General features: G+C 62.2%; 13 protein-coding genes. 4 read left to right on the top strand and 9 right to left on the bottom strand.

Translation table 11 applies throughout. The features are described from left to right. Positions 1–88: 88 nt before the first annotated feature. The 3 genes from LAD35_RS00810 to LAD35_RS00800 all read right to left on the bottom strand — a co-directional run bounded on the left by LAD35_RS00810 (position 89) and on the right by LAD35_RS00800 (position 3,384). Positions 89–1,606, bottom strand: a complete 1,518-nt coding sequence (locus LAD35_RS00810; protein WP_224150879.1) for a zinc ribbon domain-containing protein — start codon at positions 1,604–1,606, stop codon at positions 89–91. A 132-nt stretch (positions 1,607–1,738) separates the two neighbouring features. Next, positions 1,739–2,374, bottom strand: a complete 636-nt coding sequence (locus LAD35_RS00805; RefSeq protein WP_224150878.1) for a hypothetical protein — start codon at positions 2,372–2,374, stop codon at positions 1,739–1,741. Positions 2,375–2,394: 20 nt separating this feature from the next. Next, on the bottom strand, positions 2,395–3,384 hold the full coding sequence (locus LAD35_RS00800; protein WP_224150877.1) for a zinc ribbon domain-containing protein: 990 nt from the start codon (positions 3,382–3,384) through the stop codon (positions 2,395–2,397). Positions 3,385–3,699: 315 nt separating this feature from the next. Between LAD35_RS00800 and LAD35_RS00795 the strand changes: the two genes are divergently transcribed. Together LAD35_RS00795 and LAD35_RS00790 are read left to right on the top strand one after the other, a co-directional pair. Then, positions 3,700–4,992 carry a solute carrier family 23 protein gene (locus tag LAD35_RS00795; RefSeq protein ID WP_224150876.1) on the top strand — a complete coding sequence of 431 codons (1,293 nt, stop codon included), beginning with the start codon at positions 3,700–3,702 and terminating at the stop codon, positions 4,990–4,992. 265 nt (positions 4,993–5,257) lie between these two features. Further along, positions 5,258–6,778, top strand: coding sequence for an acetyl-CoA hydrolase/transferase family protein (locus tag LAD35_RS00790; RefSeq protein WP_224150875.1), 1,521 nt, complete (start codon positions 5,258–5,260; stop codon positions 6,776–6,778). Between the two features lie 65 nt (positions 6,779–6,843). Here the strand turns inward: LAD35_RS00790 and LAD35_RS00785 are convergent, their stop codons facing one another. Beyond that, positions 6,844–7,821, bottom strand: a complete 978-nt coding sequence (locus LAD35_RS00785; protein WP_224150874.1) for a YihY/virulence factor BrkB family protein — start codon at positions 7,819–7,821, stop codon at positions 6,844–6,846. 66 nt (positions 7,822–7,887) lie between these two features. Beyond that, a complete protein-coding gene (locus LAD35_RS00780) occupies positions 7,888–9,498 on the bottom strand; it encodes an IPTL-CTERM sorting domain-containing protein (protein WP_224150873.1) in 1,611 nt (536 codons plus the stop codon). A gap of 484 nt (positions 9,499–9,982) precedes the next feature. On the opposite strand from LAD35_RS00780, the gene LAD35_RS00775 reads away from it, so the two are divergent. Next, positions 9,983–11,062 carry a sensor histidine kinase gene (locus LAD35_RS00775; RefSeq protein WP_224150872.1) on the top strand — a complete coding sequence of 360 codons (1,080 nt, stop codon included), beginning with the start codon at positions 9,983–9,985 and terminating at the stop codon, positions 11,060–11,062. Next, positions 11,059–11,850, top strand: a complete 792-nt coding sequence (locus tag LAD35_RS00770) for a LytR/AlgR family response regulator transcription factor (RefSeq protein WP_224150871.1) — start codon at positions 11,059–11,061, stop codon at positions 11,848–11,850. Before LAD35_RS00775 ends, LAD35_RS00770 begins: the two co-directional genes overlap by 4 nt. Positions 11,851–12,069: 219 nt before the next feature. Here the strand turns inward: LAD35_RS00770 and LAD35_RS00765 are convergent, their stop codons facing one another. From LAD35_RS00765 to LAD35_RS00755, 4 genes are read right to left on the bottom strand one after another with little or no spacing between them, the layout of a single operon-like run. Next, positions 12,070–13,803 (bottom strand): acetyl/propionyl/methylcrotonyl-CoA carboxylase subunit alpha, encoded by a 1,734-nt coding sequence (locus LAD35_RS00765; protein ID WP_224150870.1) that lies wholly within the window; start codon positions 13,801–13,803, stop codon positions 12,070–12,072. Between the two features lie 4 nt (positions 13,804–13,807). Further along, positions 13,808–13,936 carry a hypothetical protein gene (locus tag LAD35_RS22270; RefSeq protein WP_263434664.1) on the bottom strand — a complete coding sequence of 43 codons (129 nt, stop codon included), beginning with the start codon at positions 13,934–13,936 and terminating at the stop codon, positions 13,808–13,810. A 4-nt stretch (positions 13,937–13,940) separates the two neighbouring features. Continuing rightward, complete coding sequence (locus LAD35_RS00760) at positions 13,941–15,554, bottom strand: 5-oxoprolinase subunit B/C family protein (protein WP_224152859.1); 1,614 nt, start codon at positions 15,552–15,554, stop codon at positions 13,941–13,943. Between the two features lie 26 nt (positions 15,555–15,580). Continuing rightward, positions 15,581–16,351 (bottom strand): LamB/YcsF family protein, encoded by a 771-nt coding sequence (locus LAD35_RS00755; RefSeq protein ID WP_224152858.1) that lies wholly within the window; start codon positions 16,349–16,351, stop codon positions 15,581–15,583. Positions 16,352–16,450: the final 99 nt, after the last annotated feature.

Raw genomic sequence — 16,450 nt, 5'->3', positions numbered from 1 at the left:
GCAGACCAAACACGGTCAATTACCGCTAATTACCAGCATTTGAATAAAAAAAGAGGCGCCAAGGCGCCTCTTGCTGCGTTTTATACGCTCAGTGCAGCTTGTGTCCACAGTGCCCGCAGAACATGTCGTCGTCGGCAACCACTTCAAAGCAGTTGCTGCAGCGCGGCAAAGGCGCCTGGGTGGCTGACTGTGCTGGCGTTGCCGTGGACGTCGCCCCGGGTACAGCAGCGCCAGAAGGCGTGGCTACCGGGGCTGGCGGCGAGACGGGCGCCACAGGTGCTAGTGCTTGCACCGGCGGTACGGATTCCACGGCGGCCTTGGCTGGTTGCGGCGCTGGCGCAGATGCCTCCGTGGCGGCCGGGGCGACAGGGGTCACTGCCGGACCTTGAGAGCCTTGAGCCGTCGGGGCATGCGCTGCCTGCACTGCCACATGGGCGGCGGTTGCCACGGTAGCCCCCAGGCCAGCCGCCGCACTGTTGGCAGCCGGTGTTGCTGCGGGACTTGCGGCAAAGATGTCCGCCGGGTTGGCGGCAGATGATGGCCTGCTGTTCTGACCAGCAGTACCCGGCATACCGGTGGATGGTGCTCCTGCTTGAGGAGCATGTGTCTCCGTATGGGTGGCATGGCGCACCTTGTCGGCGGCTTCACGGGCCATGTCCTGCGCCTGGCGGGCCTTTTCGCGCGCCAGGGCAATGCCGGCCTGCAGGCTTTCTTCGGTGGCCTTTTCATCCAGGCCATCCGTCACCATCAGGTAGATGATGTTCATGCCCATGATCATGACCTGCATGGTCAGGGCCATCAGCACTGCAAACAGGATGACGGTGGACAGGGTGCCCGCGACCAGATGGCCATTGAATGCCATCGGGCCAAATGCACCTCCGCCAAAACCGCCCAGCATGGTAGGGCCGATGATGCCGCTGGCCAGGGCCGTCATGTATGCAAAGCCCGGCACGAAGCCGCTGAACAGCACCAGCGCAATGATGCCGACCACCACATACAGCGCCAGCAGCATCAGCACCAGCGGCACCAGGCGTGTACGCACCACCGACACCACCAGCGACACCGCGCCCTTGAGGCTGCGGCCATCCCAGATGGCTGGGGCCAACAAAGGCGCAGCCACCCAGTACAAGGCGATGAAGAACACCGATGCAATGATGACCATTGCCGGATGGGCAAAGAACAGCAGGATCGGCCCGATGAAGGGTATCTTGCAGATGAAGTAGACCAGAGCCCCCACCAGACACAGCGCCAGCACCAGGGCCAGCACCAGCAGACCAAACAGGATGAATTTGGGTACGCACAACAGCCCCGCCCTCAAGGCGTCGGCAATGCTGCGCTCTTCCACATCCTTGGCCTTGTCCTGCAGCAGGATGCCCACCGCCGATGTACCTGCCCAGAACACAATGAGGGCCGCAACAAAAAAGAGGAAAGCCAGGAACACGCTGCCCATGCGGGTGGCCAGCATCTGGCCGCCCATCAGCACCAGCCCGCCGGCCAGCCAGGTCAGAAACGACAGACCGAGCACGCGCCATTGCGTCAGCCCCTCGGCCGCCCGCATCAATTGGCCAAAGTCAATCGACTTGAGCATGGATTTGGTGGAAGACATGCAATTCTCCTTTTTCTACTTGAGCGGCCACCGTGCCATGCGCACTGCGGCCTCCTGCTATGCAGCACTGCTGCGAACTGTATCCATGGCAGGCCGCACACGCGCGGCCAGGCCATTCATGCAAAGCGAGCGTCAGTTGATCGTGCTGACCCAGGGCCTGGCCTGGATCACGAAATGCTCAATCCCTGCCGGCACGTTTTTGTCAGCCGATTTCTTCACTTCCACCGGGTTGCCGGCTTCGGTGGGCGCAGTGCCGGACTTCAGGTTCACCTTCTTGGCCCGCAGGTCACGGGGGGAGACGGTGACATATATCGTGGCGCCCCCACGGTTGTCCGCCATCAACGTGGCAATGTCCTTGATGGCCGTCATCGCATCCTTGTGCTCCTGGGTAGCCTTGGCAGCCCAGGGAAGATCGATCACCACCGAGTCGAGCACCTTGATATTGCGGGTGCCACTCGTCTGGCTGGACTTGAAAACCTGCTCGGTCGTCACCGTCTCACTCGCACCGATGCGCTGCTTGACGGGCAAGGTAGCCATGGCCTCCACCGCACGTTGACGCAATTCATCGGCGCTGGAAGTCTCCGCCTGCATCTTCTGCTCCCACTCGGTAAACACCGGTGGTACAGCCGGTTCCCGGCAGCCAGGGGGCGACGCCACGCCGCACTCCACCTGAACAGCGCCCTGGGTTGCTGACGGCGGCGCTTCCTGTGGCGGAGCTACACAGCCTGCCAGCAGCACGGCAGACATCAATGCGGAAATTTTGAACATGAACTTCACAACTCTCTCCTTCAATTCAACAAATCATCCAGGGTCTGCTTGCGCGCAGGCTTGCGCGGTGCAGAACGCGCGGGCGCCGGCTCCGCCATGGTGGCAGGAGCTGCTTCTGTCGGCATGGCGACGGCTGCATCTGCTGCGGGCACGGCCTCCGCCTGTGGCGGGGCAATGGATTCGTTCGGGGCCAGTACGGCCTCAACGGGCAGCGCAGCCGGAGCGGGGGTAGGCTCGATCGGTGCAGCAGCTGGCGCACTGATGGCGGGTTTGTCCACAGGGACCGCCTTGCGCTGCTGCTGACTCTTCCACCACCAGGCACCACCGCCAGCCAGCAAAGCCAGCGCCAACCCTCCCAAGGCAATCCACTTGCCTGCTCCACCACCGGCCTCAGGCGCCTGTGGCATGGGGTTGCGTTCCGTGGCAGTTCTGCGGGGCCGGGCCTCCGGGGTGCTGTTGGCAGCAGGTTTGACAGTCTTCTCGACAGGCTGGGCCGGTGGCGCCGTTACAACGGTCGCAGCAGGCGCTGTCGCCTTGCCGGTCACCAGCCAGTCATTGCCCAGCTTGCCTTCGTCGGTTGCAGCCGTGCGCAGGCTGGGAGCGGCGGCAACCGCACTGGCGGCGCTGCCGCCAATCACCATGGCCGGGCTGGTATCGATGCGCTCGCCATTGCGTTCGGGCGCAGGCTCGCTGCTGTCCTGCACATTGCCAAATACCAGGATGGCCTTTTCCTCTTCTGGCGATAGAGGGTCTTCATTGTCACGCCGGGTCTCTTCAAAGTTGGGAGCCTGCTCAAACCGGCAGCCGCACTTGCCGCAAAACCGGGCATCGCCCTTGCACAGTGCCCCGCAATCGGGACAGGTGGTGTATGCCGGGGCAGGAGCAGCAGGCATGCCTCTGCTCACTGCTGCTGGCGCAGAAGTAGGTACAGCTGCCTCTATCTTGCAGCCGCATTTTTTGCAGAATTTGGCACTTGCCGGCAATTCTTCTCCGCATTGCACACAGTCCATGGGTACGCCCTCCAAAACCGGTATGCCGTTGCAAACGGCACACCATATTAGTTTTCAATGTCAGTTTCATTATCCATTCCCAGACCGCATGATGCCAGCAGTGGCCGCGCATGCGGGCAAAGGCAGGGCCCGCTACTGGGTAGATCCACAGTTGCAAAGGCGGTCTCGGTCTGGCGCAAGGATATGCCCTGCTGCAGCTTTTAAAGAGTTTCCCTCTCTCTACAGGCGCTGCCAAATTCACTATGATGCAGCACCTTTTTTACTTTTGGCAGCGTGCAGGCATGGCTTGTGCAGCGGGCTGCCTCTTCATCGACCATGTCCGAATCCTTTCTCCCCCGCTGGCGCGAAGTGCGTCCTGGCACCGATGATGTTGTCGCGCCCGACGAGCGTCTGCCCTGGCCGCAGACCTCGGTCATGGGTGTGCAGCATGTCATCGCCATGTTCGGCTCCACCATTCTGGCGCCGATCCTGATGGGCTTTGACCCGAATGTCGCCATTTTGATGAGCGGCGTGGGCACGCTCATCTTTTTCCTATTGACTGGAGGGCGGGTGCCCAGCTACCTGGGCTCCAGCTTTGCCTTCATCGGGGTGGTGATTGCGGCAACCGGCTATGGCGGCTCCGGCCCCAATGCCAACATCGGCATGGCCTTGGGGGGCATCATTGCCTGCGGTCTGGTCTATACCCTGGTCGGCTTTCTGGTCCAGGCCATCGGCACCCGCTGGATCGAGCGCTTCATGCCCCCTGTCGTCACTGGCGCCATTGTTGCGGTAATCGGCTTGAACCTGGCGGCCGTGCCCATCAAGAACATGGCCTCCAACAACTTCGAAAGCTGGATGCAGGCACTGACCTTTGTCTGCGTAGGCATGGTGGCTGTCGTGACGCGCGGCATGGTGCAGCGCCTGTTGATACTGGTAGGGCTGATCGCGGCATCTATCATCTACGCCGTGCTCACCAACGGCATGGGAATGGGCAAGCCGGTCGACCTATCCGGCGTTGCCAATGCGGCGTGGATCGGTATGCCGAACTTTGCGGCGCCGCAGTTCAGTGCGCAGGCAGTTTTCATGATCGTTCCCGTCGTGATCATCCTGGTGGTGGAAAACCTGGGCCATATCAAGGCCGTCACCGCCATGACCGGCAAGGATCTGGACCGCTACATGGGCCGTGCCTTCATCGGCGACGGTGTTGCCACCATGGTCAGCGGCAGCGTGGGAGGCACCGGCGTCACCACCTATGCAGAGAATATCGGCGTGATGGCCGCCACCCGCATCTACTCGACCGCCGTCTTCATGGTGGCTGGCGTCATCGCACTGCTGCTGGGCTTCTCGCCCAAGTTCGGTGCGCTCATCCAGGCCATTCCGTTGCCCATCATGGGTGGCGTGTCGATTGTGGTGTTCGGTCTGATTGCGGTGGCGGGTGCCAAGATCTGGGTCGACAACCGGGTCGATTTCTCGCAGAACCAGAACCTGATCGTGGCGGCCATTACCCTGATCATCGGCACCGGTGACTTCACGCTCAAGTTCGGCAGCTTTGCCCTGGGTGGTATCGGTACCGCAACCTTTGGCGCCATCATCCTCTACCAATTGCTCAATCTGGGAAGCAAGCGCTGATAGTGCGCTGCTCCATGAATTCGTGTTCCAGGAAGCCCGGTCATGCCCGGGCTTCTTTTTTATGGGATTCATGCATCGTGCATCGCCGAGGTTGCAGCCGAGCAAGGCAGGCAGCTATCGCCACACCCCAGTTATCGCATTTTTAGCAGTCGGGTATTTGCCCGAATAATCGTTTCATAGGCAACGACTGCTAAGATTTGCGCGTTTTTCGCGGCACCTTGCCCGTGATATACCCAGAAAACTAAAACACCGCATTGGAGATCCCATGTCGTTGAATGACCGTGTGCGCTACGGCGCCCTGCATGCCCGCATCATGTCGGCCGAACAGGCAGCCGCCCTGATACCCGCAGGAGCCAATGTGGGCATGAGCGGCTTCACCGGCGCAGGCTACCCCAAGGCACTGCCACAGGCCATCGCCGCCCACGCCAAGGCCGAGCATGCGGCTGGCAGGCCCTACAAGCTCAATGTATGGACAGGCGCCTCCACCGCTGCCGAATGCGATGGAGCTTTGGCCAGCGCCCATGCACTGGGCCAGCGCCTGCCATTCAACACCGATCCGACCGCGCGAAAGGCCATCAACGCCGGGGAAATCGACTTCATCGATATGCATCTTTCGCATGTGGCGCAGCATGCATGGTTCGGCTTTCTGGGGCACATGGATGTCGCCGTGGTCGAAGTACTGGGTATCACCGCCGATGGCCTGCTGATTCCGTCCACTGCGATAGGCAACAACAAGACCTGGCTGGAGATTGCAGACAAGGTGATCCTGGAAGTGAACACCAAGCCGTCTGCCAGGATGGAAGGCATGCACGATGTCTATTACGGCACGGCCATTCCGCCGCGCCGCGTGCCGATCAACATGACGCATGCGGATGACCGCATTGGCCAGCCCTATCTGAAGGTGGACCCGGACAAGGTGATCGCCGTGGTGGAAACGCACAAGGGAGACCGCGACAACGTGTTTGCCGCGCCCGATGTCAACTCCAACACCATTGCCGCTTCCATCATCGATTTTCTTTCCCACGAGATGAAGATGGGCCGGCTGCCCAAGGAGATGCTGCCCATCCAGTCCGGTGTCGGCAATGTGGCCAATGCCGTTCTGGCAGGACTGCTCACGGGGCCTTTCGACAACTTGCTGGGCTTTACCGAGGTGCTGCAGGACGGCATGCTGGACCTTCTGCGTGCCGGCAAGATGAGCCGGGCCTCCGCCACGGCGATTTCCCTGTCGAGCAGCGCGTACCAGGATTTCGAGGACAACATCGATTTCTACCGGGACCGCATCATCCTGCGTCCCCAGGAAATCTCCAACCACCCAGAACTGGTGCGCCGCCTGGGGGTGATTGCCATGAATTCGATGATCGAGGCCGACATCTACGGCAACATCAACTCGACCCATGTGATGGGCTCAAGCATGATGAACGGCATCGGCGGCAGCGGTGACTTTGCCCGCAATGGCTACCTTTCGTTCTTCGTGACACCATCGGTCGCCAAGGACGGCAGCATCTCCTGCATCGTACCCATGTGCTCTCATGTGGACCACACCGAGCACGACACGCAGATCATCGTTACCGAGCAGGGCCTTGCCGACCTGCGCGGCCTCTCGCCCAAGCAACGCGCCAAGGTCATCATCGACCAGTGCGCCCACCCGGACTACCGCCCCATGCTGCACGACTATCTCGACCGCGCCATGAAGCAGTCGGCCGGCCTGCACACGCCGCACATCCTGACCGAGGCCCTGTCGTGGCACCAGCGTTATCTGGACACAGGAACGATGAAAGCAGCCTGACCCTGCTTCCTGGTCCAACAGGCCCCGTGTGCTTAACGCGGGGCCTTTTCATGCACGGAGCAGTTCTAGATCTGAAAGTCCACGGTCGCTGCCTGACCGGCGGGTGGACGCAAGACACCTGGGGTATCGTCCGCAGCGCCCGCCTTACCATGCAGTGCAATATCCGCGTTGTCCAAGGCACGCGCGCAGCTGGCCCCGAACAGCAGGATCGCGGATGAAAAATAGATCCACATCAGCAACACCACCAACGAACCGGCCGCACCGTACGCAGACACCACTGCGGCAGTGGACAAGTACCATGCCAATACCTGCTTGCCAACGGTGAACAGGAGCGCGCCTATGCCTGCGCCTGCAATCAGGTAACGCAACCTGGGTTTGTCGCCCGTGCCAATGCGCATCATGCCAACGAACAGGGTGACGGTGATGACGAACGACACCGCCTCATTGACCACCCCCATCAGCAGGCTGGGCGCCTGCATGTGCAGCACCGTGCCTGCCCATTTGGTGGTGACGCTGAGCATGGTGGTGATCACCAGCGAAATCAGCATCAAGAAGCCCAGCACCAGGATGTAGCCCAGGCCACGCAACCGCTGCATCAGCGAATACCACCAGGGCGTGCCGCTCTTGTCCACATCCTGCCCATGGTTCCACAGGCGCTCCAGCGATGTCTGCAACTCTACAAACACACCAGTGGCGCCTGAAAGCAGCATCACAAAGCCCACCGCCGATGCGATGAGGCCCTGCGATTTGGTCTGTGCGCTCTGCAGTGCGCCACGCACCACCCCAGCCACCTGGGTGCCCATGACCGATTCCACCTGGTGGATCAGCGTGGATTCGATGTACGAGCGGTCCAGCCACCAGCCCAGCAAACCCACGATCAGCAACAGCAGCGGTGCCAGGCTGAGCATGCCGTAAAACGACATGGCCGCACTCATGCGCAGGCCATCGGCCCCCAGCCAAAGTTGGACTGCATTGTAGAAAGGCTGAAGCGGATGAAAGCGCCTGGAAAATTGCTGCCAGGCCGTTGGGGACGAATCGTGCATCCCCCGATTCTGACGCGACAGCCCTGCTCTGCCGTGTCAGCAATCGGCCATAGCTTGCTCAAATACTCAGGTTCTGCGGCGCCACGCCCCCAGCCCCATGAGGCCTGCGATCACGCTCAGTACCGCAAGAGCCCATGCAGATAGCGCTGGAACGCCCACTGGCGCAGGCTGCGCAGAGCCATCCTGCACCACCACGCTCAAAGGCGTCAGTGTTTCGCTGGGTGCATTCTCCGTGTCGCCTGCATAGCGTGCGGTCAGTGCATGGGCGCCCACGGTCAAACTGCTGATCGCCAGGTTCGCAGAGCCGTCGGCTCCCAGCGGCACGCTGCCGATTGGCGTGCCGTTGTCCATGAAAGTGACTGTGCCGGTGGCAGTTGCTTTAATTTCAGCTGCCTTGTTTTCGGCTGCCAGCGCGTTCTTGGGCTTGGCTGCAACCGTGGCGCTCAAGGTCAGAGGCTGGCCCACGACGACCGGATTGGGCGTTGCGGCCAACGTCAGCATGGTGGGTGCCTGGGCAACAGCGGAGCAGGACACAGCGATGTTCGTGACATTCGCACCGCTGACCGTACCACTGCCTTGGGCCACCGTGCATGTCTGCGCTGGTGACGTGGGCTGCGCCAATACGGTGACCGCATAGGCAGCAGCGTCGGCAAGCGGAGCTGCAAAGGCGATGCTGCCATTGGCGCTGACAGGCAAGGTTTGCGCACTGTGGCTCTCACCCAGCACCAGGCCGGTGCCCGTCAGGCCGGAGACGGATCCCCCCAGGGTGTAGCGGCTTGGCGCTGCGATCTCGCCGACCGACATGCTCGTACTGACGGTAACGGAATTGCCGGGAGCCAGGGCCCGCGACCATTGCAGTGCGCCACCGTTTTCATCACAGTTGGTATCCACACGGTTTTCGAGTTGCGCGCGATCGATCTGCCGCCATATGGAATTGAAATAGCCTGCAAAATAGGCATCAGGCGCCGTTTGCGGTGTCAGCACCATCGTATGCGGTGCGGCACTCGCTACGGGGCAGCCACTGGCGCCGCCAGCCGTGCTTGCGCCCTGCCCGCCAGCGCTGGTGGTGGCGGCTTCAAAATAAGGTTTCGTCTTGCCTTCGCCCGTTGGCGATGCCAGGGCCGCCCCCAACATGATCTGCGCAGCCCGCGTAGTGCCAATGCCGGCCGCATTGTCGAGCGTGAAGGCCTTGGTGAACTGGCGGCTGCCATTGACATACTGCACAGTGAGCGTTGCCGTGACGCCGGTATTGCCCAGGGCGCTTTTCACGGTCACAGTGAACGGATCGGCGACTGTACCGCTACCGGAGACCCCGCTCAATGATTTCGGCGTGTAGGGAGTCCCTGTGAGCGTGAAATCGGTGATGTGCGAAGCCAGATGTTGTGCGAAGTCCGGCTTGAACAGCGCGTCAGGCCACGCAACGATGAAGCCCATGTCGGCCGTTCCGTCCACTACGGTGTACGGCTGAACCAGACCTCTTCCCGGTATCTCGCTGCTGGTGACCTGGAACGAGTTGTCTTCACCCACCCTGATCTGCAGTGGCGAGCCGGCAATGGTGACCGACGGTGTCGCTGCGGCAGTGGCAAGAGCTGGCAACAGGGTCGGTGCGAGCAGCAGCACACCCGCTACAGAACGGCGCGCAAGCGACGCCAGGGCATGAGGATAGGCGCTCCGCACAGTGAGCGAGTCTGCCGCGCGTTTTTCCGGGGACCTCAGAGCCGGCCTCGTACTGGGCCGCAGGACGGCGAAAATGGGTCGAGAAAAGGGGATCGAAAGGCGCACAGGCTGTGTCTCCAAAAATGGCTCGAAAATGGGTGTTCTCCGAAAGCATAGGAGGCTTTGCCAGGTGCATGGGGCACCCGATATGCCAGCCGCTGACGCAGGGTGATGGAGGGCAAGTGATTTCGACGAACGACTGAAAAACGCCGACGAGCGCCCTGTGACGTATCTTCTAATTTGGCTTCTCGATCACTTCATCACTCCGTCAACTGCTGGATGCATCTGGGTATATCCAGCTCTGGCACGGCCCGATGACCACGAGCCATTCAACGCTTGACATTCACACAATGGCAATCTTTAGCGTGCGTCCCTAGGCCAAAGCGTTCCAGAGGCCCTTCATCCGTCGTTGCATCGCCTTGTCATACTTTTGCAAAGGAAAGACATGGACCCGGCAAACCATCTGAGAGAGCGTTTTGGCAAGGCTCTGCGGCAGGCCACGTTGCGCCTGAGCCTGTTGTACTGGAGCTGCATGTTCGTGGCAGACAGTGTGCTGGGCTATTTCATCCGTATCGATCCGGTCGAATCCGCTCCACTCAAGTTCGTGTTGTTCGGCGCCAGCGCGCTGATGACCTATGGCATGTCGCGAGTGCTGTTCCGCCTTCGGCACCTCTCGTTCACGCACAAGGCATTGCTGTGCTTTGGCATGACGGCGGTGGCAGCGCCCGTCTTCACCGCCATCGACTTTCTGAACTACATGCTCTGCGAGTACCCCGAGCCGGTATCCTTCGATCCGCTGTACGCCGGCTACATGCTGCTCGAAGGCGCTTCCATGCTGTTTGGATGGAGTTGCCTGTTCATGGCACTGCTCTATAACTTCGAAGTCCGCGACCGCGAACGGCGTCTGGCACTGGTGCGGGAGGAGGCCTTGATGGCGCAGATGCGTGCGTTGCGCTACCAGGTGAATCCGCACTTCCTTTTCAACACTCTCAACTCCATCGCCGGCCTGATCGAGGAAGGGGCTGCGACACGGGCCGAGCGCATGGTGCTGTCGCTTTCCACCTTTCTGCGCACCACACTGGCGTTGGACCCGATGCATGACGTGGCACTGGCAGAAGAGTTGCGCCTGCAGCAGGACTATCTCGCCATCGAACGCGAACGGTATGCCGACCGGATGGATTTCACCGTCGACGTTCCCTTCGATCTGCGACAGGCCCTGGTTCCCAGCCTGCTGATACAGCCGCTGATCGAAAACGCCATCAAGCACGGCGTCGGCCAGACACTCGAGCACACACGGATCCATATCGTGGCTCGGCGCCGCCAGGAAAATCTTTGGCTGGCTGTGGAAAATGACGTGCATCCCGGCACTGCATGCCGGCAAACAACAACCGGGTTCGGGATCGGGCTGCGCAATGTGGCCGAGCGCATCCGGATGCGTTTCGGCAAGGAAGGCGCTTTCCGCATTGACACCGCCGATAGCACGCGCTTTCGCGTCGAGATTGAACTGCCCTGGAGAGTCGCATGAGGCAGTTTGATGTACTGGTAGTGGACGACGAGCCACTGGCCCGACGCCGGCTCCAGCGCATGCTGCGTCAGTTGTCGTGGGTCGGAACCATCGAGGAAGCGGCCTCCGTTTCCCAGGCCCTGGATCGCCTGGCGCAGGCACCGGCGCATATCGTGTTGCTCGATATCCAGATGCCTGGCGGCAGCGGATTCGACTTGCTGCGGCAGTTGCCCGACGAGATCGATCCGCCGCCGGCCGTTGTCTTCGTCACCGCCTTTGATGACCAGGCCTGCCGGGCCTTTGATGCCAGCGCGATCGACTATGTCACCAAGCCCATTGAGCCGGGGCGTTTTCACCTTGCAATGGAACGCGCCCGCAAGGCGAGCGAATTGCGCAGCAGTGCGCAAAGAATTGCAGAGCTGGAAGAAGTCATTGCAAACCTTCGCCGGGCAGCCGCCCCTCCTCCGCAGGGCCTGACCGAGCTCTGGGTCAAGACCCAGGGCCAGTATGTGCGGATAGCGGCGGCCAGCATCCTGCGGATACAGGCCGAGCGGGACTATTCCCGCATCCATGCGGATGGGCGGGAGTTTTTGTACAACGCCAGCCTGACCGAGCTGGAACGCGAATTGCCACAACAGGATTTCATCCGCGTCCATCGCAGCACCATGGTGCGCATCGATGCTGTCACCCGCGTGGGCGTAGGCCCCTTCTCATCGCTGACCGTCGTGCTATCCGACGGCACCATGGTGCGGGTCGGCCGCACCTACACCGCAACAGTCAAGGCACGGCTGGTGCAGCGCTCGCGGTAAGACCACCCGCAGGTGGCGTGGCTTGCCAAGCGGCGCAGCAATCGGGCAGCACTAGCCCAATGCAACGGCCATGGGTCTGAGGCTGCCGGTTCGCCGTGCTTCAGTCGCTCCACCCCCACCATCGCCACATCCAGCGCCACCGACTGACGCAGGTGCTTTCCAAAAACAAGGGCCTGTCCACACCCTCTGTGTGAACAGGCCCAACCATCAGGCTAGCGCTCAGTCGATGCGCGCAATGACCGCGCCAGCCGCCTGGTAGCTGCCCGCCTCGGTCTTGAGGCTGATGCGGCCCGCGCGAGGTGCGTTGACCTGCATTTCCATCTTCATCGCTTCCATCACCGCGATCAGATCGCCTTGCTGCACGGTGGCACCATCGGCGACCTTCCAGGCCGTCAAGGTGCCAGCAGAGACAGCGGTCACCGCATTGGCATCGGCCTCTTCCTGTTGGGCAGGCGAGGCGGCTGCAGCATGTCCGGCAGCAGACAGACCCGACAGCAGTGATGCAGGCAGACCCAGCATCACGCGGCGGCCATCCAGCTCGATCGCCATGCGCTGCAGACCGCTGCTTTGCACGGGCTGTGGCCGCGACTCGGGCTGGGCATCCCACTGTGGCATCAGCTGGGTTTCGATCCAACGGGTGTGCACGCCCATGTGCTGGCCATTCACGAAATCGTCGTGTGCCATCACCGCCTCGTGGAAAGGAAGCACCGTGGGCACGCCCTCGATCTTGAACTCCTTGAGCGCGCGGCGCGCACGCTGCACGGCCACTTCACGCGTCGGCCCCCAGACGATGAGCTTGGCCAGCATGGAATCAAACTGGCCTGCCACCATCGATCCGCTTTGCACGCCACTGTCCACCCGCACGCCAGGCCCCGAGGGGGCATCAAAGCGCGTCACCAGGCCAGGCGCGGGCAAGAAGCCGCGGCCCACGTCTTCAGCGTTGATGCGAAACTCAAACGCATGCCCATAGGGAACAGGCACGCTGGTGTCTGCCAGCACCTCGCCTTCGGCCACGCGGAACTGCAGGCGCACCAGGTCGGTGCCGGTGGTCTCCTCCGTCACGGGGTGCTCCACCTGCAGACGGGTGTTGACTTCGAGGAAGGAGATGGCGCCGTTCTGGCTGAGCAGGTATTCCACCGTGCCCGCACCTACATAGCCTGCGGCCTGGCAGATCTCGCGTGCCGACTGGTGGATACGTTCGCGTTGCGCGTCGGTCAGAAACGGCGCGGGGGCCTCCTCCACCAGCTTCTGGTTGCGGCGCTGCAGCGAGCAATCGCGCGTACCCAGCACCCGCACATTGCCATGCTGGTCGGCCATCACCTGGGCTTCGATATGGCGCGGCTTGTCGAGGAACTGCTCGACAAAGCATTCGCCACGGCCAAAGGCTGTCACCGCCTCACGCACGGCAGCGCCGTACAGCTCATCAATGTCTTCGGCCTTCCACACCACCTTGAGGCCACGGCCGCCGCCGCCAAACGCCGCCTTGACGGCAATCGGCAGACCGTGCTCGCGCGCAAAGGCATGCACCTCCGCCACATCCTTGACGGGCTCAGGCGTGCCAGCCACCAGTGGAGCGCCTACGCTGAGCGCCAGCTTGCGGGCCTGCACCTTGTCGCCCAGCTGTTCGATGGCCGAAGGCGGTGGGCCCACCCAGGTCAGGCCCGCATCGATCACGGCGCGGGCAAAGCCTGCGTTTTCGGACAGAAAGCCATAGCCGGGGTGCACAGCGTCTGCCCCGCTTTGGCGGGCCACGGCGATGAGCTTGGCAATGTCGAGATAGGTATCTGCCGGGCGTTGGCCTTGCAGTGCATAGGCTTCATCGGCCATACGCACATGCAGCGCATCGATATCGTCGTCGGCATACACGGCCACACTTTGCAGGCCGTGGTCGGCACAGGCACGGATGATGCGGACGGCGATTTCGCCACGGTTGGCAATCAGAACTTTTTTCATGGCTTCAGCCTTTCGCACCAAGCGAGCAAGGGAGGGCGAAATCGCCGTTGCCTGCTACGCAGACACTGCAATTTGCAGAAACGTCCGCTACGCGATTGTTTTCGCCACGGTTGGCAATCAAAACTTTCTTCATGGCTTTATCCTTGTATTTCTTCAAATGGCTGCAGCACATTGAACTGCAGCCATGCACCCACGGGTACCTGGCCTGCCAGGTCGAGATGGTGCGAGGCTACGCAGGCGATCACGGGGTAGCCGCCTGTCAACGGATGGTCTGCCAGAAACAGCACCGGTTGGCCACTGGCGGGTACCTGGATCGCGCCGAGTGCCGTGCCTTCGCTGGGCAGTTCCTGCGTAATGCTGCGGGCGAGCGCTTCATCGCCAGCAAGGCGCAAGCCCACGCGGTTGGACTGCGGTGTGACCTGCCAGCGTTGCGCCGCAAAGCGCGCTACCGCCTCTGCGGTGAACCAGTCGGTGCGCGGACCCATCACCACATCCAGCACGACGGTGTCGCCGCTTTGAGGCAGCATGGGCGGTGCCATATCGGGTACCTGTACCACATCGTTGTGCTGCGCATCGCCAATGGCCAGTTGCATGCTGGTGGCCAGCGCAGGCGGACCAATGCGGGCCAGGGTGTCCGTACTGGCACTGCCAAGCACCTGCTCCACCAGCCAGCCACCGCGCACGGCCACATAGCTGCGCAGACCGGTGTCGGGCTCGCCCAGGTGGATCACATCGCCGTCGTTCAAGGCAATGGCCGCATTGCGCGCAGCCTGCCATGCCGAGCCGTCGCGGGGCTTGACGGTGAGCGGTCCGGTCGCGCCCGTCACGGCAAGCACAGTGGCGCCAACGCTCTGCAATTGCAGGCCACCGGCCACGGATTCGAGCACGGGCAGACGGGCATCATTGCCCAGCAAGCGGTTGGCACGGCGCATGGCGCCCTGGTCCAGAGCACCTGCGGCCGACACGCCCTGGCCCGCCTGGCCAGCACGGCCTGCGTCTTGCACCAGGGTCTGCAACCCCGCTGCGCGCACCTGCATGGCTGCATGGCTTTTGCTGGCAGCGAGCGCTTTCCCAGCGCCCTCATCAGAGGTCTTTTTATCTGCATGGTTTGCAGATGGTGCGCCACCAGCTTCATTTTGTGTAGCGGCATCGACGAAGCGAACGCGCATGCCGGGCTGAAGAAGCGCGGGTGGATCGCGCTGCAGATCCCACATCGGCACCTCGGTGCGACCCAGCAACTGCCAGCCGCCTGGCGTGTCGTTGGGGTATACAGCGCTGAACGTGCCCGCAATGGCCACCGAGCCCGCTGGCACCTTGGTGCGAGGCGTACTGCGGCGCGGCACTTGAAGACTGGCATCGCCACCGGTCAGGTAGGCAAAGCCGGGGGCGAAGCCGCAGAAGGCTACGCTGTAGTCTTCACCGCTGTGGCGGCGAATCAGCTCGGGCACGTCAATGCCCAGCAATTGGGCAACTTCGGCAAGGTCTTCGCCGTCGTAATGCACGGGAATTTCAACGCGTCGGCCGGCCACCAGATCCTGCTGGCCCAGCTGAAGCGCATCGATATGGTGGCGCAGCGCCGCGGCGCTGGTCTGCCACCGGTCAAACTCGATCAGGATGGTGCGCGCGGCGGGCACCAGTTCCCGCACGCCAGCGGGCACCTGAGCCTGCAGTGCAGCCAACAGATCGAGGGTGTGCGCCAGGTCCTGCAACTCCACCAGCAGGCTCTGATCGCTCACCGGCAGAAAGCGCATGCTGCGCGTGGCAATGGCCGATACGCTCATGCGGCCGCCTTTTCCATGAAGGAGCGAATCTGCACGCCGGATGCTTCGAGGCGCTCTCGCACCGCGCGCGCCATGGCCACAGCGCCCGGGCTGTCGCCGTGCACACAGATCGAATCTGCCTGCACCTGCACCACCGAGCCATCGTTGGCCTGCACGGTGCCTTGCTGCACCAGTTGCAGCATGCGTTGCGCCACCAGCGTAGGATCGTGCAGCACGGCACCGGGTTCACGGCGAGACACCAGCGTGCCTTGCGGCGTGTAGCCACGGTCGGCAAAGGCTTCGGCAATCGTGGTGAGCCCCGCGTCCTGTGCCCACTGGGTCAGGGGCGATCCCGCCAGCACCACCAGCGCCAGGTGGTCGCCGACGGCTTGCATGGCCTCGATGACGGCAGCAGCCTGCTTTCTGTCCTGTGCAATGGTGTTGTAGAGGGCGCCGTGTGGCTTGACGTAGCGCACCGTGGTGCCTGCGGCGGCTGCAAGGCCTTGCAGGGCGCCAATCTGGTAGATCACATCGGCCACCAGATCGGCATGGGCCACATCCATGTTGCGGCGGCCAAAGCCTACCAGATCGCGGTAGGCAACGTGCGCGCCCACCACCACGTTGTTGGCCTTGGCCTTCTTCAGGGTTTCCAGAATACCGGCGGCGTCGCCTGCATGAAAGCCACAGGCCACGTTGGCGCTGCTGACGATGGAGAGCATGGCAGCATCATCGCCCATGGTCCAGGCGCCAAGGCTCTCTCCCAGGTCACTGTTCAAATCCATGGTCAGGGACATCGCGTTTCCTTTCAGTCTTTTATTGGAGGTTGACCGGCGCCGATCAGCAGGTCCTGCCCGTGGGGATCATGCGCCAGGTTCTGTAAACCATGC

Source organism: Comamonas odontotermitis (genome assembly GCF_020080045.1).
Classification (GTDB): Bacteria; Pseudomonadota; Gammaproteobacteria; order Burkholderiales; family Burkholderiaceae_C; genus Comamonas; species Comamonas odontotermitis.
This window is presented reverse-complemented; position numbering and strand designations above follow the sequence as displayed.

Excerpts from the sequence above, each read along its gene's own strand:
- LAD35_RS00810 (WP_224150879.1), bottom strand. The coding sequence starts at position 1,606 with ATGTCTTCCACCAAATCCATGCTCAAGTCGATTGACTTTGGCCAATTG.
- LAD35_RS00805 (WP_224150878.1), bottom strand. The coding sequence starts at position 2,374 with ATGTTCAAAATTTCCGCATTGATGTCTGCCGTGCTGCTGGCAGGCTGT.
- LAD35_RS00800 (WP_224150877.1), bottom strand. The coding sequence starts at position 3,384 with ATGGACTGTGTGCAATGCGGAGAAGAATTGCCGGCAAGTGCCAAATTC.
- LAD35_RS00795 (WP_224150876.1), top strand. The coding sequence starts at position 3,700 with ATGTCCGAATCCTTTCTCCCCCGCTGGCGCGAAGTGCGTCCTGGCACC.
- LAD35_RS00790 (WP_224150875.1), top strand. The coding sequence starts at position 5,258 with ATGTCGTTGAATGACCGTGTGCGCTACGGCGCCCTGCATGCCCGCATC.
- LAD35_RS00785 (WP_224150874.1), bottom strand. The coding sequence starts at position 7,821 with ATGCACGATTCGTCCCCAACGGCCTGGCAGCAATTTTCCAGGCGCTTT.
- LAD35_RS00775 (WP_224150872.1), top strand. The coding sequence starts at position 9,983 with ATGGACCCGGCAAACCATCTGAGAGAGCGTTTTGGCAAGGCTCTGCGG.
- LAD35_RS00770 (WP_224150871.1), top strand. The coding sequence starts at position 11,059 with ATGAGGCAGTTTGATGTACTGGTAGTGGACGACGAGCCACTGGCCCGA.
- LAD35_RS00765 (WP_224150870.1), bottom strand. The coding sequence starts at position 13,803 with ATGAAAAAAGTTCTGATTGCCAACCGTGGCGAAATCGCCGTCCGCATC.
- LAD35_RS22270 (WP_263434664.1), bottom strand. The coding sequence starts at position 13,936 with ATGAAGAAAGTTTTGATTGCCAACCGTGGCGAAAACAATCGCGTAGCG.
- LAD35_RS00760 (WP_224152859.1), bottom strand. The coding sequence starts at position 15,554 with ATGCGCTTTCTGCCGGTGAGCGATCAGAGCCTGCTGGTGGAGTTGCAG.